This window comes from Streptomyces sp. CB01249 (assembly GCF_001905735.1).
GTDB lineage: Bacteria > Actinomycetota > Actinomycetes > Streptomycetales > Streptomycetaceae > Streptomyces.
In genome coordinates this window covers 1,392,555-1,413,516 of the sequence record NZ_LISW01000002.1, presented here as the reverse complement: position 1 = coordinate 1,413,516, position 20,962 = coordinate 1,392,555, and the positions used below count along the sequence as shown (strand labels likewise).

Here is a 20,962-nt window from a genome sequence, read left to right as displayed (position 1 = left end):
GTCGGCGACCCGGCTCACTTCTTGGTCCACTTCCACATGGCGGGGTGGAAGTTGGCGAGCGAGTCCTGGGCGAAGCCGCCGAGGCCGCTCCTGACGACGGAGACCTGGTAGTCGGGCTCCGGCAGCCAGATCACCGGCAGGTCCTTGGCCAGGGCCTCGCTGTACTTCTGCATGGCGGCGTCGGAGGAGTCGGTGGTGGTCTTCTCGACGAGCTTGTCCACGGCGGGGTTGGAGTAGCTGCCGAAGTTGGAGCCGCCGCCGGTCGCGAAGAGCGAGTCACCGCTCGGGTAGGCGGGGAAGTACCAGCTGCCCGCGCTGCCGAAGAAGGAGAGCTGCCACTTGCAGCCTGAATCCTTGGCGTCGCACTGGCCCGCCTGCGAGAGGACGGAGTTGACCGGTGCGGTCTTGATTCCGAAGCCGATGCCGGACTTGGCGAAGGACGACTGGAGCGCGCTCATCAGGTTGTCGGTCACGGTCGAGCCGGACTGCGAGAGCACCTGCATCTTGAACTTCGTGCCCTTGTCCACCCCGGCGCCGCACTGGTCGTCACCGCTGCCCGCGTCGGTGCAGACCATGACGCCGTTCTGCTCGGTCCAGCCGTGGTCCGTGAGCAGCTTCTTCGCCTTGGCGGTGGAGAAGGGGTACGGGTTGGCCTTCTGCGCCGCGGAGACGAAGGAGGAGGTCTGGCCCTGCGGGACGGGCCCGTAGGTGGAGACGGCGGTGCCGTTGAAGATGACCTTGGACAGGGTCGCCTGGTCCACCGACATCTGGATCGCCTGGCGGGCGTAGAGCTGCTTGAAGACCGGCCCCATGGTGGGGTTGTTGAAGTTGTACGGCATGTACGTGATCGCCCAGCCGGCCCACGGCTTGAGGGTGTAGCCCTTGGCGGTGAAGGACGCTTCCTGGCTGAGGTTGGTGGCGTTGATGTAGCCGTAGTCGACCGTGCCGGCCCGCAGCGCGTTCTCCTCGGCGTCCGTGGTGGTGAACGGGAGCAGGTTCACGGTCTTGATGTTGGCCTTGCCGCCGCCGTCGTACTTGGCGTTGGCCAGCAGCTGCACCTTGCCCGCGGTGGAGAAGGACTTGATGGTGTACGGGCCGCTGACCGTCTTCCAGAGCGGGTCGGTGGCGTACCCGGAGATCTTCTTGGCGGCCGTGTTGAGGTACGTCCACACCTTCTTCGCGCCCGCCGGGGTGAGGTCGAGGTCCGACACCTTGCCCGCGTCACTGGTCTTGTCCCAGACGTGCTGCGGCATCGGGCGGATCATGCTCAGCTCGTTGGCGAGCATCCACTGCGTGTTGTACGCCTTGTCGAAGGTGATCGTGAAGTGCGTGTCGTCCACGATCTTCAGCGCGGTCCAGTTGTCCGGCGCCTTGCCCGGGCTGTAGCTGGCCCAGTCCTTCTTGTTGGCCTTGACCAGGTTGAACCAGAACTGCACGTCGCGCGAGGTGATCTTCTCGCCGTCGCTCCAGTGCCGGTCGCCGAGCGTGATCGTGACGCTCTTGCTGTCCTCGGCGAAGTCGGCGGCGGTCGCGAGCGAGTTGTCCTTGTTCCAGCCGACCTTGCCGGTGGAGCCGTCGTACGCGATCAGCGGCTCCCAGAGGGACTGGGATATCGAGGAGTTGTTGGTGTTCAGGTGGGCGGCGGTGCCGACCGGGAGGATCCAGTTCGGGGTGAAGTTCGCCGGCAGCGCGTAGTTGATGCTGTCCGACGAGGCGGAGCCGGACGAGGTCGTGCCCCCGCCGGAACAGCCGGACAGCAGTACGGCCGCGGTGGTGGCGGCGCCCGCGGTGAGGGCCCAACGGCGGCTGTTCACCGTGCGGCTAAGGATCATGACACTCCTCGGATTGATAGGGCCCGCAGCCGCTCGGGGGAGGTCGGCGCTGCGTTCACGACAGCTAACGCCGCAGTCGCCGAAGAAACAAACAAGAATTAGTAACAAGTAAGTTACTGCACATTCGACAAAAGTCGCCCCGCCCGATATACCCCGACCTCTTGGGGTGGATTGAGGGGATATAAGGGCTATTGCGGGTGACCTACTTCCTACATCTCACTGTTCCCCAGTGCGAAGTGCGGGCGTATCGTCTGCGCCACATACCCCGTTGCGGAAGTAACTTTGTACATGACTGGAATAAGTGCGTGGGACCGCAAGGCCACCAAAGGGACCCCGTCCCTCGCCGTGCGTGTTCTGGAACTCATCGCTTCGGGCCAGGCAACGTCGCGCGCCGAACTCGCCGAGCGTCTGGGGGCCGCCGCCTCCACCATCTCCCTCGCCGTGGGGCACCTGGTGGATCGCGGTCTGGTGGCCGAGGAGGGCACCCAGTCCTCCACGGGCGGACGCCCCCGCAAGGCGCTCCGGGTCGGCAGCCGTGACGATTTCGCCGTTGCCGCCGACCTCGGGGGCCGGCACGCCAGGATCGGTGTGGTCCTGCCGGGCGGCGGCCTGACCGACGTCTCGACGGTCCCCTTCCTGATCGCCGACGGACCGGAGGCGGCCCTGCCCCGGCTGGCCGAGGCCCTGGAGGCCCTGGCCGCCCGGCGCGAAACCGGCCGCCTGCGCGGGGTCGGGCTCTCGCTGCCCGGACCGGTCGACACCGAGGCGGGCGCGGTCGTCCGGCCCTCGCGGATGCCGGGCTGGAACCGCTTCCCGGTCGCCGCATGGCTCCAGGAGCGCTTCGGCGTCCCGGCGGCCGTGGACAACGACGCCAACTGCATGGCGGTCGGCGAGCACACCGTCCGGCCCGACGGCAGCGCCCAGACGATCATGGTGAAGATCGGTTCCGCGATCGGCGCGGGCGTGATCGTCGAGGGGCGCCTGTACCGGGGTGCGCAGGGCGCCGCCGGGGACATCACCCACATCCGGATCGACGCCGGTGCCGGCATCCCCTGCTCCTGCGGCAACACCGGCTGCCTGGAGACCGTGGCCTCCGGCGCCGCGCTGGTCCGCATCCTGCGCGAGCGCGGCGCCGATGTGAACAGCACCGAGGACGTCGCCCGTCTCGCCCTGGACGGCGATCCACTGGCCACCCGCACGGTCCGCAGGGCCGGCGACTACCTGGGCCAGGTGCTCGCCGCCAACGTCAACTTCTTCAACCCGGACGCCGTCTACCTGGGCGGCATCCTCTCCACCCTGGAGCAGTTCGTCGCCGCTGTACGCAGCCGGCTCTACGAGAGCTGCCATCCGCTCGTCACCGAACACCTCACCATCGAGCGGACCAGGCTCGGCGCCGACGCCGGACTGGTCGGCGCCGGACAGTTCGCCCTCCAGCGCGCCCTGGCCCACGCCCTGCACGAGGTGGGCGGAACCGACCGGATCGGCGCACTCGCCCCCCGCCACCCCTGACGCCCGACCCCTACGAGGAGCCATGTCGCAATCCCGCACCGCCGCACCCCGCCCGGTCATCGCCATCGCCGGGCTCGGCATCGAGTCCTCCACCTTCTCCCCCGCCCGGACCCGGGCCGCCGCCTTCCACCCGTCGCGCGGCGCCGAAGTGCTGGACCGCTACCCCTTCCTGGCCCCCGGCGAGGAGCTGCGCGAGGCGGCCGACTGGCACGGCGCCCTGGTCGGCAAGTCGCTGCCGGGCGGCACCGTCACCGCCGACGCCTGGCAGGAGCTGACCGACGAGCTGATCGAACGGCTCGCCGCGCTGCCCCGCCCGGACGGCCTCTGGTACGACATCCACGGCGCGATGACCGTCGAGGGCGTCGACGACGCGGAGGCCGTCCTGCTGGACCGCATCCGCGCCACCGTCGGCCCCGACGTGATCGTCTCCACCTCGATGGACCTGCACGGCAACGTCTCCCGTGAACTCGTCCACGGCAGCGACCTGATCACCTGTTACCGGCTGGCCCCCCACGAGGACCACATGGAGACCAAGGAGCGGGCCGCCCGCAATCTGGTCGGGCTGCTGACCTCGGGCGCGCCCCGCCCGGTCAAGGCGTGGGTGCCGGTCCCGGTGCTGCTGGCCGGTGAGCAGACCTCCACCCGGATCGAGCCGGCGAAGAGCGTGTACGCCGCGGTGGCCGACGTCGAGGCCGTGGACGGCGTGACCGACGCGGCGATCTGGGTCGGCTACGCCTGGGCCGACGAGCCCCGCAACCGTGCCGCCGTGGTGGTCACCGGCACCGACCGGGAGGCCGTGGCGGCCGGGGCCGAGCGGCTGGCCCAGGGCTTCTGGAAGGCCCGCGACGACTTCGCGTTCGTGGCCCCGACCGGCACCTTCGACGGAATCCTGGACGAGGCGCTCGGCTCCGACCAGCGCCCGTACTTCATCAGCGACACCGGGGACAACCCGACCGCGGGCGGCTCCGGTGACATGACCTGGGGGCTGACCCGGCTCCTGGCCCGTCCGGAGTTCCAGGAGGACGACGGCCCGACCGTCATCTACGCCTCGGTGCCGGGACCGGCCGCCGTCGCGAAGGCCGCCGCCGCCGGGGTCGGGGCCACGGTCACCGTCACCGCGGGGGCCGAGGTGGACGACCGGCACGCGGGCCCGGTCACCCTCACCGGCACGGTGCACTCGGTCCGGCACGGCGACCGCGACGCGCGGACCGAGGTCGTCATCCGGGTGGGCAGCGTGTACGCGATCCTCACGGAGCTGCGCAAGCCGTACCACCACGAGCACGACTTCACCGACCTCGGCCTCGACCCGCGCGGCGCCGACATCGTGATCGTGAAGATCGGCTACCTGGAGCCCGAGCTCTTCGACATGTCCGTGGGCTGGAAGATGGCGCTCACCCCGGGCGGCGTGGACCAGGACCTGGTGCGCCTGGGCCACCACCGCATCCGCCGCCCGATGTTCCCCTTCGACCGCGAGATGGCTGACCCGGACCTGTCGGCCCGCATCATCCCCGCCTCCGACCAGCCGCTGACCGGGGACGACGAATGAGCCCCCGGCCCGCCCTGGAGATCGCCGTCACCTCACCGGCCGGTGCCCGCGCCGCCCGCGAGAACGGCGCCGACCGGGTCGAGCTGTGCACCGCGCTGGAGCTGGGCGGTCTGACCCCGTCGGCCGCTCTGGTCGAGGCGGTCGCCGCGGAGGGGCTGCCGGTGCAGGTGCTGGTGCGGTGCCGGCCCGGCGACTTCGTCCACGACGCGGAGGAGGTCACCCTCATGGCCGCCGAGGTCCGGTCGGTCATCGCTTCCGGCGCCTCCGGGGTGGTCATCGGCGCGCTCACCGCCGACGGCGCCCTGGACACCGAAGCGGTCGCCCGGCTCGCCGACGCGGCCCGCGCCTCGGGCCGCCCGGTGGAGGTGACCCTGCACCGGGCCGTCGACCAGTCCGCGGACCCGGTGGCCACCGCCGCGCTGCTGCCCTCCCTCGGCCTGACCCGGGTCCTCACTTCGGGCGGCGCGCCCGCCGCGGCCGAGGGGCTGCATGCGATCGCCGCGATGGTCGCCGCCGCCCCGGGGGTGGAGGTGATGGCCGGTGGCGGTGTACGCCTCGCCGACATCCCGGCGCTGGCCGCGGCCGGTGTCGCCTCCGTCCACCTCTCCGCGAAGGCCCGCGCGCCGCGCCGGCCCGGCGGCACCTGGGTTCCGATGGGTGCGGGCGGCACGTCCGCCGCACAGGACACCCACTTCGTCACCGATCCCGAGGTCGTCGCCGGGGCCCGCCGGGCTCTGGACGCGGCGGTCTGACCTGTCCGGCGCGTGAAGGCGCCCCGCCCTTCCGGGTGGGGCGCCTTCACGCGTTCAGGCCGCGAGTCCGTTGATGCGGTACTGCATGACCCGGTAGTTCTGGTTGTCGAACCACTGGCTGACGGCGAGGTGGAAGTCCGCGAACGTCGAGCCGGGGACGATGAAGCCGCCGTACGGGCTGGCGACCGCGTTGCCCACCTCCAGGCCGGGGACGGTCGGCACGATCACGGTCTGCTCCGGGGTGGCGAACAGGTTCGACGTGGGCAGCGCGAAGACCTGCGCCCTGATGTCGAGCGGGGCCATGTTGAGCCAGGTGAGGGCGTACTTGCCGCCCATGGCCCGGAAGCAGATCTCGCCCCAGCGGCGGGCCGCGGTGATGGTGGTCGGCGCGTTCCCCCAGGCCCAGGCCCCGCCCGCGTAACCCCAGGGCTGGTAGGCGGCGGGGTTGCCGAGGGCGTCCTGCCGTACGCGGTGGAGCAGCAGCCCCGAGGTGATGTCCCGGTTGAAGGCGGTGGACAGGACGTAGCAGTACCCGTCGTCGGCGACCGCGTACGTCTTCTGCTGGAACTGGCCGCCGTACTGGTCGCCCGGCCACTGGCAGAGGTACTGCCAGGTGTTGCCGTTGTCGTCGGAGCGCCAGAAGTCCGAGTGGTGGGTGCGGTAGATGACCCCGCGCATCAGGTGCATGTACATCGTGGAGCCGACGGTGAACACGTCGGACGGGATGGCCGTGGTGCCGCCCGCGTGGCCCTCGGGGACGAGCCCGTTGGCATGGGCCCCACCGACGCTCCCGTCGATGACGAGGGAGCCGAGCGAGGGGTTCGAGACCCGGAGGCCGACCGGGGCGCGCCAGTCGGGTCCGCCGACCCCGCCGCCGTCGAAGGTGTCCCCGCAGACGAGGAGCATCGAGCCGTCGGGGCAGCGGGCCGGGATGCCCAGGTCGGTCCAGGGCGCGGCGAAGCGGCCGGTCTCCGCCGGGCCGGTGAGGTTGCGGACCTTGCCGCCGGTGACGAGGGAGGCGGCGTTCGCGGCGGGGGCGCCGGCCGCGAGTCCGGCGGCGGCGAGGGCGGCCCCGGCGCCGGTGCGCAGCAGGGCGCGGCGGCTCGGATTCAGTGCGTTCATGGCGACTCCTGTGGGGGGTACGGGGAACGCGGGCGCCCCGCCCGGACGGGCGGAGCACCCGCGCGAGGAGGCCGGGTCAGCAGCCGCCGCAGTTGTAGTAGGTCACGTCCCAGTGGTTGCCCTCGTCGGCGTAGACGTTGCCGGAGCCGGACTTGTACTGGGGGGCGCCGTCACCGCGCAGGCCGATGTAAGTGAACGCGCTCTTGATGTAGTTGGTGAGACAGGTGGTCTTGCCGAAGTCGAGCTTGTAGCCGTTCCAGTGCGAGTACGTGCCGCTGGCGTGCCCGGTCTCCGTGCCGCCGGTGATGTTCAGGGCGCAGCCGGTGGCGCTCTTCAGGGTCTGGGCGCCCTGGGCGGTCGGCAGGTTGAGCTGGTCGAACGAGGTGCAGGTGGAGACGTTCCGGTTGGAACAGCCGCCGGAGGACGACCAGGTGACGCCGGACGAGCTGAAGCGGGAGGTCGCCTGGCTGTGGGTGAGCTTGGTGACGGCGTACGCGTCGGTCGTGCCGCTCACCAGGCCGAAGCCGGGCGCGAAGAGGACGCCGAGCACCAGGGCGAGGGCGGTCAGGACGGGGCGCAGCGTCATCCGGGAGACCTGAGGCGCGTGGAAGACCATGGGGGGACTCTCCTCCTGTGCATGACAAAGGGGCAGGAGCGATGGTGCCGCAGTTCTACGCGCGTCGCCAGGGGGCCTCACGTAACGGCCGCGTGAACAGATCGCGGACGCCGCGACGACCCCCGTCGTAGATGTTGAACTTTGAACAAGATGGGTCTACAGTCGAAGTCGTTGAAGGTTAAACAACAGGTCGAGCCCACTCGGCCAGGTCTTTGAGGAGGAGCCATGGCTCTGTTCAACCGCAAGTCCGACAACGCCGCTGCCACCGCCACGACCACGGCCGACGTCGACCCCGCCCTGGCGGCTCTCACGGGCGACTACGCGATCGACCCGGCGCACAGCAGCATCGGCTTCACCGTGCGTCACGCCATGGTCACCAACGTACGCGGCTCCTTCGCCGAGCACGAGGGTTCCCTGAAGCTCGACGGCAGCGACCCGGCCAACTCCACGGCCTCGATCGACGTGAAGATCGCCAGCGTGGACACCGGCATCAAGGACCGCGACGGCCACCTGGTGAGCGGCGACTTCTTCGACGCCGAGAAGTTCCCCCTGATGACGTTCCGCTCGACCTCCGCCGAGCAGCTGGGCGGCGACAAGTACCGCGTCACCGGCGACCTGACCATCAAGGACGTCACCCGCCCGCTCGCCATCGACCTGGAGTTCAACGGCTCCGCGAAGGACGTCTACGGCAACGAGCGCGTCGGCTTCGAGGGCGGCGCCGAGATCCTGCGCTCCGACTGGGGCCTGACCTGGAACGCGGCACTGGAGACCGGTGGCGTCATGGTCAGCGACAAGGTGAAGCTGAACTTCGACATCTCCGCGATCAAGGCCGCCCCGCAGGCGTAATCCCCTCAGCGCGGCGCGTCCAGCACGCGCGCGGCGGCAGCACGAAGGCCCTTCACCGTCCGGTGGAGGGCCTCGTCGCGCCGGGCGGCCAGCGCGGTGTGCGCGGCCTTGTGCGTGGTGTCCCCGGCGCGGGCGTCCGCGACCATCCGCCGCATGAGCTCGGCGCGCTCGCCGGACGCCCGGCCCACCCCGCCGACCGCCGCCACCATGGCGTCCGGCCCCTCCACGAGGACGACCTCGGCGGCCCGGTGCACCTCGCGGGCCAGGCCGACGAACACCGCCACCCGCTCGTCCACCGCCACCAGGTCCGGCCGCTCCGGCCGCAGCGCCTCGAAGACGGCGTCCAGGGCGATGTCCCGGTCGTGCAGGGCCCCGAGGTACGCCACATACGCGTCCCTGCGGTGCTGTCTGCGCCACTGGTCGTACTGGGAGCGGGCCGCCGTCCGCCCGGTGACGAAGGCCGCCCCCAGAGTGGTGAGCGAGCCGACGGCGGCCCCTATCAGCGCGGCGACTTCGGCATCCATGCGCGCCATTGTGCCGCCGCGCGGGCCACCTCAGCCCATGGACTTCGAGCCGTCCAGGGATTCCCGGATGATGTCCGCGTGGCCCGCGTGCTGCGCGGTCTCCGCGATGATGTGCATCAGCGTCCTGCGGGCCGACCACTTCGCGTCCCCGTCGAACCAGGGGGCCTTCGGCAGCGCGTGCGCGGCGCCCAGGTCCGGCAGCGAGGCGACCAGTTCGTCGGTCGCCGCCGCCACCTTCTCGTAGGCGTCGAGGACACCCGCCAGCGTCTCGCCCGGCAGCATCCTGAACTCGTCGGCCCGCTGGGCGAAGTCAGCCTCGGTCATCTTGTTGAAGTCCGGCATCGCGGCGGCGCCCTCCACGATGAACCCGGCCCAGCCCCGCTCGACCGAGGTCACGTGCTTGATCAGGCCGCCGAGACACAACTCGCTCTTCGTGGTCCGCTGCCCGGCCTGCTCGTCGGTCAGGTCGCGGGTGGTGAATCGCAGGAAGTGCCGCTGCTTGCCCAGCGCTTCCAGGAGGTCCGCCCGCTCGTCCGAGCCGGTGTTCGCGATGGCCGTCCCGCTGGCGTTCATGGTTCTGCCTTCCGTCGTTCCGTTCCGCCGTCAGAACCGACAGTACGAGCGCATTAGGTCAGATCCGGTCCTGTACGCGCGGTCAACGCCGCCTGACCTTCAGGGCGTTGTCCGTACGGGTGGTGGGGTTGCCGTCCGGGTCGTTCTGGACGCGCTCGTGCTCCTCGCTGAGCAGCACCTCCCACTCCCCCTCGGGCAGTTCCAGCTGGGCCAGCACCTCGTCGGGCGTCGGCAGCTTCATGTCGGCGTGCCGGTCGTCCCAGGCCGGGAAGCCCGCGTGCCCGACGATCAGCAGCACCCCGCCCGGGGCGACCGCGCGGGCCGCACGGTGCAGGATGCGTTCCCGGGGCAGGTCGCCCATGGAGTGCAGGAACTGCGCCGAGACCAGGTCGTACGCCCCTTCGGGGAAGGTGGCGCCCAGGTCGTGGAACTGCCAGTCCACCCGGTCGGCGACCCCGGCCTCCGCCGCGTGCTCGGCGGCCCGGCCGAGCGCCACGCGCGAGATGTCCGTCGCGGTGACCTGCCAACCCCGGCCCGCCAGCCAGACCGCGTCCGCGCCCTCCCCGCAGCCCAGGTCCAGCGCCCGGCCCGGCGCCAGGTCCTCGACCTCGCGGACGAGCACGGTGTTGGGCTTGCCGCTCCAGATGCGGTGGCTCTCGCGGTAGCGGTCGTCCCACATCTCCGCGTCGGAGGGCGCGTTGCGGGCCCGCACGGCGCGCCGGGTGTCCTCCATGACCAGGTCCCCGTTGATGGCCGCGCCCGCCTTGAGCCCGGCGGCCGCCGCGCCGATGACCTGGTCCAGGAGACCGGTCACGTTCCCGGCCACCCACACGTTGGCCGCCTCCGTCGCGCCCGCCGGGTCCGCCTCGATGTACGAACCGATCACCTGCCCGCCCATCTCCAGCGGTACGGGGCGCAGCCCCAGGCTCTCCAGTACGCCGGACCGCGCCGTGAGCCTCGTCTGGACGACCACGGCCGCCCGCTCGACCACCCGGCCGCCCGCGAGGCGGACGCCGGTCAGCCGGTCGCCGGTCACCTCCAGCCCTGCCACCTCGCCGTCCACGACCGCGATGCCGCGCGCGGCGAGCTGCTCGTACTCCTCGTCGGAGGGCTCGGGCCCGTCGTGCAGGAAGAGCGTGACGTCCTCGCTCCACTGCCGCCACAGCAGCGCCTGGTGCACGGCCATGGGGCTGGTGGCGATGACGCCGATCGCCGCGTCCCGCACCTCCCAGCCGTGGCAGTACGGGCAGTGCAGCACCTCGTGGCCCCACCGCTCGGCCAGGCCCGGGATCGGCGGGAGCTCGTCGGTCAGCCCGGTCGTGACCAGCAGCCGCCGCGCCGTGACGGTCGCGCCGTCGCCGCGTACGACCCGGAACCCGGAGTCCTCCGGCAGCCGCTCGACCACGGTGACCTCGCCGGTCACGACCTCGACCCCGTACCCGGCGACCTCGTCCCGCCCGATGGCCAGCAGCTCGCCGGGCGGGGTGCCCTCGCGCCCCAGGTAGTTGTGGATGTGCGACGCGGGCGCGTTGCGCGGGTCCCCCGCGTCGATCACCAGCACGGACCGCCGCGCCCGCCCCAGGGCCAACGCCCCGCTCAGCCCGGCGGCCCCGCCACCGATCACCACTACGTCGTACGCCTGCGTGTTGTCGCTCATGCGAACCTCCTCCATGTACGGAGATGGTGCGCACAGTCCGCCCGTACAGCAAACATCCTTGCCGGTGCGGCAAAAAATGCCGAGGCCGCGCAGCCGAGCCGGGCCAGGAAGCAGTCCTGACCCGGCTCGGAGCCCCTTGCTGTGGCCCTACAGATCCTTGACCCGGACGTCCCGGTAGGAGATGACGTCCGACGTGCTGTGCACCTGCAGCCCGATGTAGCCGGCCGCCCAGCGCCGCCCGTCGGTGCCGGGGTCGTCCCCGCGCGCCGGGTAGAAGTCCTGACCGCCGGTGTTGTCGAACTCGTTGATCAGGACGCCGTTGCGGAAGACCGAGAAGTGCTGGTCCACCACCCGGATCTCGTAGTCGTTCCAGGTGCCCTTCTCGGTCACCTGGGCGCCGGCGAGGCCCACCCGGTCGAAGCCGTAGACCGACCCCGACTTGTACATGTCGCCGCTCGGGCTGTCGAACGCCTGGATCTCGTGCCCGTACTTGATCGCCGCCCACTCCGGGCGCGGCTCCTCGGGGTGGTCGTGGATCTGCGGGAAGCGCACGAAGATGCCGCCGTTGGCATTGGCCGTGCCCGGGGCGTCGTCCCGCCACTGGAGCTTGAGCGAGAAGTCCCCGTAGGTGCGCTCCGGGAACCAGAGCATGCCCAGCCCGTCCTTGGTGGTCCCGCTGGTGATCGAGCCGTCCTCGTTGCGCGTGAACGAACCGCCGCCCACCTGCTCCCACTTGGCGAAGGTGGCCGGGTCCTCGCCGAGGATCGTGCGGTAGCCGTCCGTCTGACCCGGGGTGCCGATGCCGGACGCGCGGGCCGCCTGCTTGATCGCCTTCACCTCGCGCTGGTCGACGACGCCCTCGGCCTTCAGCGCGGCCGTGACCTCGCCCACGTGCTTGATGAAGAGCGCCTGGGACGTCCACTCCTTCTCGTCCTCGATCAACTCGTTGATCCGGCACCGGTTGTTGGTCACCCGGTTCGGCACGCCCGTGTCGACCGTGCCGACGATCACGGTGAGCCGCTCGTCGTACTCCGGGCAGCCCGGCGCCGGCACCCCGCCGCCGGACACCACCGAGAAGCTGACGCTCAGCGGCTCCGAGGTGTTGCCCGCCTTGTCCGTCGCGCGGTAGGCGACGGTGTGCCGCCCGGCCCGGTCGACCACCACGGGCGCGGTGTAGGCCAGGTACGGCCCCGCGTCCAGGGAGTACTCCGTCCCGGCCACGCCGGAACCGCCCTCGTCGGTGGCGCTGACGCCGACCTCCGCGCGGCCGACGTAGGCCCCGGCGGAGTTCTTCGTGCCCGTGACGGTGGCGCCGGTCACCGGCGGCGTGGTGTCCTGCGGCGGGGCGGCCACGACGGTGAACCGCACGTTCTTCTCGGCGGCCGCGTTGCCCGCCTTGTCGGTGGCCCGGTAGCGCACGGTCTGTTCGCCGACCTGGTGCACCATCACCGGCCCGGTGTACGGCTGCCAGGCACCGTCCGAACCGACGGCGTACTCGATGGTGTTGACGCCGGAACCGGTGTCGGAGGCGGTGACGGTCACCGTCGCCATGTCGATGTAATCGCCGTTCGCGTCCTTCTCGCCGCTGACCGTCGCCGAGGTCTCCGGCGCGGTCGTGTCGTCGGTCGGCGGGGCGGCCACCGTGAAGGTCTCGCTCTTCTCGGCGGCGGCGTTGCCCGCCTTGTCGAACGCCCGGTAGCGCACGGTCTGCTCGCCGACCTGGTCCACCACGACCGGCGCGGTGTACGGCTGCCAGGCGCCGTCGGCGCCCACCGCGTACTCGATCCGGTCCACGCCGGAGCCCTCGTCGGTGGCGGTGACCGCGACGGTCGCCGCACCGACGTACTGGCCCTCGGCGTTCTGGGTGCCGGTCACCTTCGCCGAGGTCTCCGGCGCGGTGGTGTCGTCACCGCCGCCGCCCTCGGTCACCGTCAGCACGCCCGTCATGGAGCTGTGGCCCGGGATGGTGCAGTGGTAGAAGTAGCGGCCGGGCGAGAGGGTGACCTCGGCGGTGTGCTTGCCGCCCTGGTCGTCCCCGGGGTTGGCCAGGATGTTCAGCTGGACGTCGGTGTTGTACTCCGGGTCGCTGGTGCTGAAGGTCAGCGTGTGCGGCATGCCGGTGGTGTTGCCGGTGGCCGCGCTGTTCTCGAAGACGATCGTCGCAGCCCCGGCGACCGCCGTCTCCGGGAAGCTGACGTACTTGGTGATGTCGTCGCCGGCCGTCCAGGTGAGCACCTGTGCGGCGGCGGCCTGTGAGGTCCGGTCCTCATGTGTCCCGGCCGCCGACGTGCTCGTCTGCAGTCCGAGTACCAGCAGCAGACCCGCCAGCAGGGCGGCCCACACTCTTCGTTTGCCTGTCACTGCGTCCCCCTCGCCAGCTGACCGGCGGCCGGGGTCGGCCCGCCGCCCTTGTAGGTGACCTTCAACAGCGCCGACTTGGCGTCCGAGGTGAAGAAGCCGCGCCCGTAGTCGAGGACGTACAGCGCGCCGTCCGGGCCGAACTTCCAGTCCATCAGGTTCTTGATGCCGTCGTTGCCGACCGGCACGATCTTCTTCAGCGACTCCGAGTGCACCGGGATCCCGCCGTCGCCCTGGGTCTTCGGGTCCATCAGCACGGCGTTGCGCGGCTGGTCGGCGTCGTAGAAGTCACCGACGAACCACTTGCCGTCCCAGTACTCGGGCCACTTCACCGTGCTGCTGTTCGCGGCGTCGTAGCGGTAGACCGGGCCGTCCATCGCGGCCTGGCCGCCGCCCTTGAGCCACGGCAGCTGGTAGGTCGCCTCCGACTCCTTGTACGACGGAACACCGTTCGCGTCGCGCGGGTAGTCGGGGCCGCCGCCCTGCGGGGAGTACCAGATGTTGTTGCCGGTGACCGGCGGCAGGTTGACCAGGCCGTCGTTGTTCGGCGACTCGTTCTTCGGGTGGTCGCAGTCGTACCAGCCCAGCGGCTTGGTCGGGTCGGGCAGGTTGCGGTCCCGGTAGGGCTGCTTGTTGCCCATGCAGTACGGCCAGCCGCGGTTGCTCGCCTTGGTGATCACGGCGAAGGTGTCGTACTTGGCCGGGCCCCAGGTCGTCGACGGGGCGCCGGCGTCCGGGCCGACCCAGCCGGCGTAGAGGATGTCGGTGGCCTTGTCGACCGAGATGCGGGCCGGGTTGCGCACGCCCATCACGTAGATCTCGCCGCGCGTCTTGCCGCCGCCCTCGGCGGTCTCCTCGCCGGTGAACAGGTTGCCCTCGGGGAGGGTGTAGGTGCCGTCCTGTTCGGGGTGGATGCGCAGGATCTTGCCGTTGAGGTTGTTGGTGTTGCCTGCGGTGCGGCGCGCGTCGGCGAAGGAGACGCCCTTGAAGTTGGGCTGCGGGTTGTTGCCCGAGTAACCGTCGCTGAAGCCACTGGAGTTGTTGTCACCGGTGGCGATGTACAGGTTGCCCCGGGAGTCCCAGGCCATCCCGCCGCCCGCGTGGCAGCAGCTGTGGATCTGCACCGGCCACTTCAGCAGCACCTTCTCGCTGGCCATGTCCAGCTTGCCGGTGGTGTTGTTGTACGTGAACCGGGAGACGCGCCGCTCGGCCATGTGCGTGTCGCGGTTGATCTCCGAGTGCGGCGTGTAGTGCAGGTACACCCAGCCGTTCTCGGTGAAGCGCGGGTCCAGCTCGATGCCGAGCAGCCCCTCCTCGACCTTCGTCAGCTCCTCGCCGCCGCCCTTGTTGCCGAAGACGGTCAGCTCACCGGCGAGGGTGACCTTCTTGGTCTTCGGGTCGTAGACGTGGATCTGGCCCTTGCCCTTGCCGACGTCCGGATCGTTCCAGTCGGTGACCACCGGCTGGGAGGCGTCGGCGCCGCCGCGGCCGATGTAGAAGACCCGGCCGTCGGACGCGGTGACCAGGCCGTGCGGCTCGCCGATCTGGTCGTTCTGCCCGGGCTGGTTGGGCTGGGTGAGCCGCTCCGCCTGGTAGTTGGCCGTGATGGTGGCCTTGCAGTCGGCCTGTGCGAGGCGCGTGGTCCACATCAGGGCGCCGCGCAGATGGGTGCGGAAGTCGGTCTCGTCGTAGGAGGAGGCCGTGCCGCCCATGGCGGTGTAGAAGGACCGGCCGCCGTCGTAGTCACGGCACCAGCTGACCGGGTGGTCGGCGCCGTTGGCACCGGTGCCCGGCTTGTACGTCGACTCGCGGACCCGGGCGACGGTGTGCACCTCGCCGGAGGGGTTCTTCGCCCAGTTGAGCCACTGGTCGGGGCGCTTCCACTCCTGCGGCAGGTCCTTGGTGGCCGGGTTGCGCCGGTCGCCGACCTCCACGGTGGCCCGCTGCACCGCGGGCGCGGCGCCGGCGACGGGGCGGGCACCGACCAGGCCGGTGAACCAGTCGGAGTACGGCTCGGCGCGGGCCGCGTCATGGAGGCCCACGAAGCCGCCGCCGGCCTCCATGTACGCCTCCAGGCCGGCCTCCTGCTCGGCGTTCAGGATGTCTCCGCCGCCGGTCAGGAAGACGATGGCGTTGTACTTGCCCAGCTTGCGCGTGTTGGTGAAGACCGAGGCGTTGCCGGTGGCCTCGGTGGTGAACCGTTCGGAGGCCGGGCCGGTCTGCCCGATGCGCTCGATCGCCGCGATGCCGGCGTTCACGACGGGCGACTCGTCACCGGCCGCGGCGGAGCCGTAGAACACCAGGACGCGCACGTCGGAGCCGCCTGGTGGCGACTTGATGGACATCGTTGTCAGGGACGGTTCCGGCACCGGGCGCGCGCTGGCGGACGTACCCGACAGCAGCCCGGCGGTGACGAGGCCCGCGGTCAGGGACGCGACCCATATCCGTCTCCGCCGGGACTTGGCGCTCGATCCTCTGTGGTGCACGGGCATGTGATGCGATGTCAACCGCATGTGGTAACCCACTCTCCTCGGTCGCAGCGACAGCGCTGAGGAAGCTAGACCCCTTTGCACGGTTCGCCAAGAGGTATCACCGGAATCGAACGAACTTTGTCCTGAGTGTGGATAAACCAAAAGGCAGCCGGTACCGTCCCACAGGCCCTGAGCCCATACCACTGTGGGGAGTTCGGCATGGAACGACGCGCTTTCAACCGACGGGTACTGCTGGGCGGCGCCGTGGCCGCGACATCGTTGTCGGTCGGTCCCGAGCTGGCGGGCGCCGCCCCGTCCGCCGCCGTCGCGGCACGTACGGCGCCGGCCGGCGGGCAGGTACGCCACCTCAAGATGTACGCCGAGAAGCTCCCCGACGGGCAGATGGGCTACGGCCTGGAGAAGGGGAAGGCGAGCATCCCCGGCCCGCTGATCGAGCTGACCGAGGGCGACACGCTGCACATCGAGTTCGAGAACACCATGGACGTCACCGCGAGCCTCCATGTCCACGGCCTGGACTACGAGATCACCAGCGACGGCACCAGGATGAACCACAGCGAGGTCGAGCCCGGCGCCACCCGCACCTACACCTGGCGCACCCACACCCCCGGCCGCCGCGCGGACGGCACCTGGCGGGCGGGCAGCGCCGGCTACTGGCACTACCACGACCACGTCGTCGGCACGGAGCACGGCACCGGCGGCATCCGCAAGGGCCTGTACGGACCGGTGGTCGTGCGCCGCAAGGGCGACGTCCTGCCGGACGCCACGCACACGATCGTCTTCAACGACATGCTCATCAACAACCTGCCGCAGGGCCCGAACTTCGAGGCCACCGTGGGCGACCGCGTCGAGATTGTCATGATCACGCACGGTGAGTACTACCACACCTTCCACATGCACGGACACCGCTGGGCGGACAACCGCACCGGCATGCTCACCGGCCCCGACGACCCCAGCCAGGTCATCGACAACAAGATCTGCGGCCCCGCCGACTCCTTCGGCTTCCAGATCATCGCCGGCGAGGGCGTCGGCGCCGGCGCGTGGATGTACCACTGCCACGTCCAGAGCCACTCCGACATGGGCATGGTCGGCCTGTTCCTGGTGAAGAAGCCGGACGGCACGATCCCGGGCTACGAGGAGCACGACCACGGCACGCATGGTCACTGAGCGTTTTCGGCGTTGCCTCCCCGGAGGCAACGCCGAAAACGCTCACTTACTTCTTCCTCGTGAGGTAGTAGGTATCCCGAATGTCGGGATCCGACGTCAAGAAAAACAGGCGAAGTTCGCCCTTCTTGCTCCTGCTGACCCCGATGTCCCACACCGCCTTCCCCGGCGGCGGTTCGGTGCGAGATGCGCCATCGTCTGGACTGAGTTCAGTCGCCGCCCCCGCGCCTTGCCCGAAGGGACCTTTCTCCCCTGCGAGGCCGGCCGGGCTCGCCTTGACCTCAATCACCCACCCATCCCCGACGGCGTTCCCACCTCGATACGCGCCGGGCTTCAGCAGGCGCCAGGACCCCGGACCCGACATGCGCCAGCCATCGTCGAATGCGAACTCCTGCCCGTCCAGCTTCTCCACAACCGCGCGGTGCTCGGGCCGAATGGTCAGAGAGCTGCCCTTCCAGCCCACCCAAGTGCCGTAGATATCGGCAGCAGTCACCTTGACGGAGGGGGGCGGCGGGTCGGTACGACTATCCACGCAGGAACTGAGAGCCAGCACCCCAGCACATGCCATTGCGAGTCCGACTGGTGCGCGTCTCATCGCCCGGGCCCCCGCATCACTATCTGCGCACTCCGCCAAAAGGTCACCCTCATGCCCTTCTCCCGCTCGGAAAGAACGCTTCGGTACGACGAGAAGGCACGATGACCTCTGGAACCGCAATCACGGCTATGCGGCCGGGCGTGTCCCGTAGTACGCGCTCACGGTCCTGGACAGCTTTCGCTGGATTTCCCGGAGGATTGGGAGCGTGGTCGCGTCACTGAGCCCCGTGGTCGTCTGCCACTCGACGCCTGAACCAACGAGGTCGCTGACGAAGACGATCTCCGTGGCCAGGAGAGTCCGCGCCCAATCGACGGGCTCGACCGGGTCATCGTCAGCCAGAGCGCGACTCAGGAGGCCGCACTGATCGAGCAGATCGCGAGCGTCCGCGAACCCCATGCCGAAGGCGAGTTGGTCACTGCACCGGGCCGGCCCGCCCCATTCGCCCAGAGCTCGTCGCAGCAGTCGGACCTCGTCCTCGGCCAGGAGTTCACTTGGCCGCACCGCTTGTTCCGGCATCCGTCCTGCCTTTGCAACCTCGTCCTTGCCGCAGGGCGATCAAGATACCTCGCCCCCAGCCCCATCTGCCGGAGACGTCTCAGGAACCATCTCAGCGACACGCTCACGGCAACACACACGTCCAGGGCGGCGACTGCGTCGAGGTCGCCGCGCACGCCGCCGCCTGGTCCGCCTTCCTCCGGGCGAACGTCTAGCGCCTCGTCGCCGCGAGGTACACGCGGCGGGCCGGGATCTCGTTCTCGTACGCCTCGCGGACCGTGCAGTCGTCGGTCGTGAAGCCCGCCTCGTGGGCTGCCCTGCGGAGCTCGTACGCGGTGAACTCCGCCCAGTAGACGCGGAGTTCGCTGCCCAAGGGGTCGGGGACGACGCCGTCCCCCTCGCCCTCCTTCGCGACGATCAGGAGCTCGCCGCCGGGGCGTATCGCGGCGGCCCAGGACGCCATCGTGTCGGGCAGGCGGTGCTTGGGCTGGTCGTGGAGGGAGTAGTACGCGACCAGGCCGTCGAGCGGGCCGCCCGTGATCGCGCCCTGGTCCATGACGGCGAACCGCACGCCCGGCTGCTCCCGGCGCGCCAGCGCGACGCAGCGGGGTGAGAGGTCGATGCCCAGCATGTCGAGGCCGTGGGCCGCGAGCAGGGCCGTGACGTGGCCGCAGGGGCCGCAGCCCGCGTCGTACACCCGGCCGCCCGCGCCGACCCGCTGCGCGAACGCGCGCAGGACCTCCAGGTCGTACGGCTTCTCCGTCAACTCGTCGCGGAAGAGCCGCAGATAGTGGTCCGCGCGGGCGTCCCACGTACGGACGACGTCGGCGGAGCTGCCGGGTGCGGGCGGCGATATGGGCGCGTCGGTCATCGCCGTACCGTATCGGGAACGGCGCTACCAGCGGTCGCGGTGGATCACATCGGCCACCGGGCGGCGGCGGACCGGGCCGAAGTTGCCCTGCGGCCAGCCCACCGGAATCGCGGCGAAGGTGTGCATGTCCGAGGGGATCCCCAGGGCCTTCTTCCACTCCTGTTCCAGCATCAGGTGCCAGATGGTGATGTTGGCGGCGAGCCCCAGCGCCCGCGCCGCGAGCAGGATGTTCTGGACGCCCGGGTAGACGCAGGAGCCCTCCGCCAGCGCCTGGAAGCGTGTCTGGGTGTTCGCCATGTGGTCGAGACCGGCCGGACCGAGCGAGGCGGCGTAGACGCCCAGGCCCTCCTCGTCGAACTGCGGCTCGGGGAACTTGTAGCAGGGGATGATCAGCGCGGGGGTGTCCGCGAAGTGGTCGCGCTGGTGCTCGATCGCCGCCACCATCCGACCGTACGCGGCGTCGTCCATGCCCTTCGGCGCGTGCTTGCCGGTCGTCGCGAGGTAGGCGTCCACGCACCGCTTCCAGAGCGGGGCCAGCTCGGCCATGACCGCGCGGTCGGTGACGACGACGTACTCGTAACACTGCATGTTGCCGCCGCTCGGCCCCCACACGGCCGCCTGTATGAGCTGGTCGATGGTCTCGTCCGGCACGGCGTCCGGCTTGAGGCGGCGCATGGCGCGCATCGTGGACATCGTGGGGAAGAGCGCGGGGCCGTCGGGAGAGGGCGCGTCGGCGTAGATCGTTTCGAAGGTCATGATCGCGGAGTCTACGGTTCGATTCCCGCCCCGGTAAGGCCCCTGGGGAGCGGCCGCCCGGCACCCCCTCGCGCCGGACGGCCGCCCCGTCACAGCCCCCCGCGCAGGGCGTTCACGCGGGCGGCCGCCGCGTCGAAGGCGGTCGGGTCCAGGGAGTCGCCGAGGGCGTCGGCCAGTGCGGTGACGGCCTCGTCGCCCTGGGAGACGCTGCGGGCCGAGCAGAGCAGCAGGTCCATCCCGGCGGCCGCGGCCTTCACGGCGCGCTGCGACGTACTGCCGTAGGACGAGAGCGCACCGGCCTCCAGCGCGTCCGTGACGGTGACGCCCTTGAAGCCGAGCCGGTTGCGCAGCTCGCCGACGACGGTCGGCGAGAGACCGGCGGGGCGGGCGGAGTCCAGGCCCGTGTAGATCGCCCAGGAGAGCATGACGAGCTTGACGCCCGCCGCGATGGCGTCCCGGTACGGGGCCTCGTCCACGCTGCGGAGGGTCGAGGCGGAGGTGGTGATCGTGACGGACCGCAGGTCGGTGTTCTGGCTCGCCGTCGCCGGGCCCAGGCCCGGGAAGTGCTTGGCGGTCGCGGCGACGCCCTCGCGCTGCTGGGCGGTGATGAAGTCGGCGCCGCAACTGGCCACGGCGGCGGCCGACTTGCTGTACGAGCGCTCGTACTGGTCGGTGAAGTCCCCGGCCGTGCGGTACACGTCGAGGACCGGGGCCAGGTTGACGTTCATGCCGACGCCCGCGAGGTTCAGGCCCGCGCCGCTGCCGGTGAAGTCGGCCCAGTAGTGCGGGTCGGAGGAGGCGCCGACGTCCTTCGCTGACTTGACCGGCTCCCCCGGCAGGCGGCGGATCATGCCGCCCTCCTGGTCGGTCATGAGGAGCAGCGGCGCCTTGACGGGGGACGAGGCGCGGGCCTGCTCCATGGACCGGATGACGCCCTCGATCTGCGTCAGGTTCTGGACGTTCTCGCCGAAGAAGATGACGCCCGCCGTGTGGCCCTGCTCGATGGCCGTCATCAGGGACGCGGGGGGCGTGAGGCCCGGGTACGAGTGGATGACGCGCTGCCCGGCGCGCTGGAGGGGCGACAGGGCGGAGAGGCGGGGGCGGGTGCTCTCGGGCAGCCGGAGGGCCGCCTCCGCCGCGCCGGCCGCCGGGCCCAGACCGCCGGCGAGGGCCGCCGCCCCGGCGATCAGGGCGCCGCGCCGGCTCAGGGGTGGGGTCATGAGGTGCTCCTTCGTGAACGGTCGTGGGGGGGGCGGG

Annotated in this window: 17 protein-coding genes; 5 read left to right on the top strand and 12 right to left on the bottom strand. The window is 70.7% G+C overall.

Features of this window, described 5'->3' with window-relative positions; all coding sequences use genetic code 11:
* Positions 1-14 precede the first annotated feature (14 nt).
* The gene (locus AMK18_RS14835) at positions 15-1,832 is read right to left on the bottom strand and encodes a peptide ABC transporter substrate-binding protein (RefSeq protein WP_026171434.1); all 1,818 of its coding nucleotides are present in this window, start codon (positions 1,830-1,832) and stop codon (positions 15-17) included.
* Between the two features lie 288 nt (positions 1,833-2,120).
* Here AMK18_RS14835 and AMK18_RS14830 point away from each other — a divergent pair, with 288 nt between their 5' ends.
* From AMK18_RS14830 to AMK18_RS14820, 3 genes are read left to right on the top strand one after another with little or no spacing between them, the layout of a single operon-like run.
* Positions 2,121-3,341 (top strand): ROK family transcriptional regulator, encoded by a 1,221-nt coding sequence (locus AMK18_RS14830; RefSeq protein WP_198956998.1) that lies wholly within the window; start codon positions 2,121-2,123, stop codon positions 3,339-3,341.
* A gap of 22 nt (positions 3,342-3,363) precedes the next feature.
* On the top strand, positions 3,364-4,887 hold the full coding sequence (locus AMK18_RS14825) for a M81 family metallopeptidase (RefSeq protein WP_073863121.1): 1,524 nt from the start codon (positions 3,364-3,366) through the stop codon (positions 4,885-4,887).
* Positions 4,884-5,639, top strand: coding sequence for a copper homeostasis protein CutC (locus tag AMK18_RS14820; protein WP_073863120.1), 756 nt, complete (start codon positions 4,884-4,886; stop codon positions 5,637-5,639). Before AMK18_RS14825 ends, AMK18_RS14820 begins: the two co-directional genes overlap by 4 nt.
* Before the next feature lie 54 nt (positions 5,640-5,693).
* On the opposite strand, the gene AMK18_RS14815 is transcribed toward AMK18_RS14820, so the two are convergent.
* Together AMK18_RS14815 and AMK18_RS14810 are read right to left on the bottom strand one after the other, a co-directional pair.
* A complete protein-coding gene (locus AMK18_RS14815; RefSeq protein WP_073863119.1) occupies positions 5,694-6,761 on the bottom strand; it encodes a DUF4185 domain-containing protein in 1,068 nt (355 codons plus the stop codon).
* 76 nt (positions 6,762-6,837) lie between these two features.
* On the bottom strand, positions 6,838-7,377 hold the full coding sequence (locus tag AMK18_RS14810) for a hypothetical protein (protein WP_018102459.1): 540 nt from the start codon (positions 7,375-7,377) through the stop codon (positions 6,838-6,840).
* Between the two features lie 225 nt (positions 7,378-7,602).
* Between AMK18_RS14810 and AMK18_RS14805 the strand changes: the two genes are divergently transcribed.
* A complete protein-coding gene (locus AMK18_RS14805) occupies positions 7,603-8,223 on the top strand; it encodes a YceI family protein (RefSeq protein WP_018102460.1) in 621 nt (206 codons plus the stop codon).
* Positions 8,224-8,228: 5 nt separating this feature from the next.
* Here the strand turns inward: AMK18_RS14805 and AMK18_RS14800 are convergent, their stop codons facing one another.
* The 5 genes from AMK18_RS14800 to AMK18_RS14780 form a co-directional block, all read right to left on the bottom strand.
* A complete protein-coding gene (locus AMK18_RS14800; RefSeq protein ID WP_073863118.1) occupies positions 8,229-8,747 on the bottom strand; it encodes a proline dehydrogenase in 519 nt (172 codons plus the stop codon).
* Positions 8,748-8,777: 30 nt separating this feature from the next.
* The gene (locus AMK18_RS14795) at positions 8,778-9,320 is read right to left on the bottom strand and encodes a DinB family protein (protein WP_073863117.1); all 543 of its coding nucleotides are present in this window, start codon (positions 9,318-9,320) and stop codon (positions 8,778-8,780) included.
* An 82-nt stretch (positions 9,321-9,402) separates the two neighbouring features.
* A complete protein-coding gene (locus tag AMK18_RS14790; protein ID WP_073863116.1) occupies positions 9,403-10,977 on the bottom strand; it encodes a bifunctional NAD(P)/FAD-dependent oxidoreductase/class I SAM-dependent methyltransferase in 1,575 nt (524 codons plus the stop codon).
* Positions 10,978-11,124: 147 nt separating this feature from the next.
* Complete coding sequence (locus tag AMK18_RS14785) at positions 11,125-13,320, bottom strand: OmpL47-type beta-barrel domain-containing protein (protein ID WP_073863115.1); 2,196 nt, start codon at positions 13,318-13,320, stop codon at positions 11,125-11,127.
* Between the two features lie 14 nt (positions 13,321-13,334).
* The gene (locus tag AMK18_RS14780) at positions 13,335-15,827 is read right to left on the bottom strand and encodes a ThuA domain-containing protein (protein ID WP_198956997.1); all 2,493 of its coding nucleotides are present in this window, start codon (positions 15,825-15,827) and stop codon (positions 13,335-13,337) included.
* Between the two features lie 198 nt (positions 15,828-16,025).
* Between AMK18_RS14780 and AMK18_RS14775 the strand changes: the two genes are divergently transcribed.
* Positions 16,026-16,991, top strand: coding sequence for a multicopper oxidase domain-containing protein (locus tag AMK18_RS14775; protein WP_073863114.1), 966 nt, complete (start codon positions 16,026-16,028; stop codon positions 16,989-16,991).
* A gap of 46 nt (positions 16,992-17,037) precedes the next feature.
* Here AMK18_RS14775 and AMK18_RS14770 read toward each other — a convergent pair whose 3' ends face one another.
* From AMK18_RS14770 to AMK18_RS14750, 4 genes are all read right to left on the bottom strand, one after another.
* Complete coding sequence (locus AMK18_RS14770) at positions 17,038-17,520, bottom strand: hypothetical protein (protein WP_143202269.1); 483 nt, start codon at positions 17,518-17,520, stop codon at positions 17,038-17,040.
* Between the two features lie 769 nt (positions 17,521-18,289).
* Positions 18,290-18,949, bottom strand: coding sequence for a class I SAM-dependent methyltransferase (locus tag AMK18_RS14760; protein ID WP_073863111.1), 660 nt, complete (start codon positions 18,947-18,949; stop codon positions 18,290-18,292).
* A gap of 24 nt (positions 18,950-18,973) precedes the next feature.
* On the bottom strand, positions 18,974-19,705 hold the full coding sequence (locus AMK18_RS14755; RefSeq protein WP_073863110.1) for a nitroreductase family protein: 732 nt from the start codon (positions 19,703-19,705) through the stop codon (positions 18,974-18,976).
* Between the two features lie 89 nt (positions 19,706-19,794).
* Positions 19,795-20,925: a glycoside hydrolase family 3 N-terminal domain-containing protein gene (locus AMK18_RS14750; protein ID WP_018102475.1), complete on the bottom strand. Its 1,131-nt coding sequence runs from the start codon at positions 20,923-20,925 to the stop codon at positions 19,795-19,797.
* Between the last annotated feature and the right edge of the window lie 37 nt (positions 20,926-20,962).

Excerpts from the sequence above, each read along its gene's own strand:
- AMK18_RS14775 (WP_073863114.1), top strand. The coding sequence starts at position 16,026 with ATGGAACGACGCGCTTTCAACCGACGGGTACTGCTGGGCGGCGCCGTG.
- AMK18_RS14790 (WP_073863116.1), bottom strand. The coding sequence starts at position 10,977 with ATGAGCGACAACACGCAGGCGTACGACGTAGTGGTGATCGGTGGCGGG.
- AMK18_RS14800 (WP_073863118.1), bottom strand. The coding sequence starts at position 8,747 with ATGGATGCCGAAGTCGCCGCGCTGATAGGGGCCGCCGTCGGCTCGCTC.
- AMK18_RS14835 (WP_026171434.1), bottom strand. The coding sequence starts at position 1,832 with ATGATCCTTAGCCGCACGGTGAACAGCCGCCGTTGGGCCCTCACCGCG.
- AMK18_RS14750 (WP_018102475.1), bottom strand. The coding sequence starts at position 20,925 with ATGACCCCACCCCTGAGCCGGCGCGGCGCCCTGATCGCCGGGGCGGCG.
- AMK18_RS14795 (WP_073863117.1), bottom strand. The coding sequence starts at position 9,320 with ATGAACGCCAGCGGGACGGCCATCGCGAACACCGGCTCGGACGAGCGG.
- AMK18_RS14820 (WP_073863120.1), top strand. The coding sequence starts at position 4,884 with ATGAGCCCCCGGCCCGCCCTGGAGATCGCCGTCACCTCACCGGCCGGT.
- AMK18_RS14810 (WP_018102459.1), bottom strand. The coding sequence starts at position 7,377 with ATGGTCTTCCACGCGCCTCAGGTCTCCCGGATGACGCTGCGCCCCGTC.
- AMK18_RS14805 (WP_018102460.1), top strand. The coding sequence starts at position 7,603 with ATGGCTCTGTTCAACCGCAAGTCCGACAACGCCGCTGCCACCGCCACG.
- AMK18_RS14780 (WP_198956997.1), bottom strand. The coding sequence starts at position 15,827 with ATGCCCGTGCACCACAGAGGATCGAGCGCCAAGTCCCGGCGGAGACGG.
- AMK18_RS14825 (WP_073863121.1), top strand. The coding sequence starts at position 3,364 with ATGTCGCAATCCCGCACCGCCGCACCCCGCCCGGTCATCGCCATCGCC.
- AMK18_RS14815 (WP_073863119.1), bottom strand. The coding sequence starts at position 6,761 with ATGAACGCACTGAATCCGAGCCGCCGCGCCCTGCTGCGCACCGGCGCC.
- AMK18_RS14755 (WP_073863110.1), bottom strand. The coding sequence starts at position 19,705 with ATGACCTTCGAAACGATCTACGCCGACGCGCCCTCTCCCGACGGCCCC.
- AMK18_RS14830 (WP_198956998.1), top strand. The coding sequence starts at position 2,121 with ATGACTGGAATAAGTGCGTGGGACCGCAAGGCCACCAAAGGGACCCCG.
- AMK18_RS14760 (WP_073863111.1), bottom strand. The coding sequence starts at position 18,949 with ATGACCGACGCGCCCATATCGCCGCCCGCACCCGGCAGCTCCGCCGAC.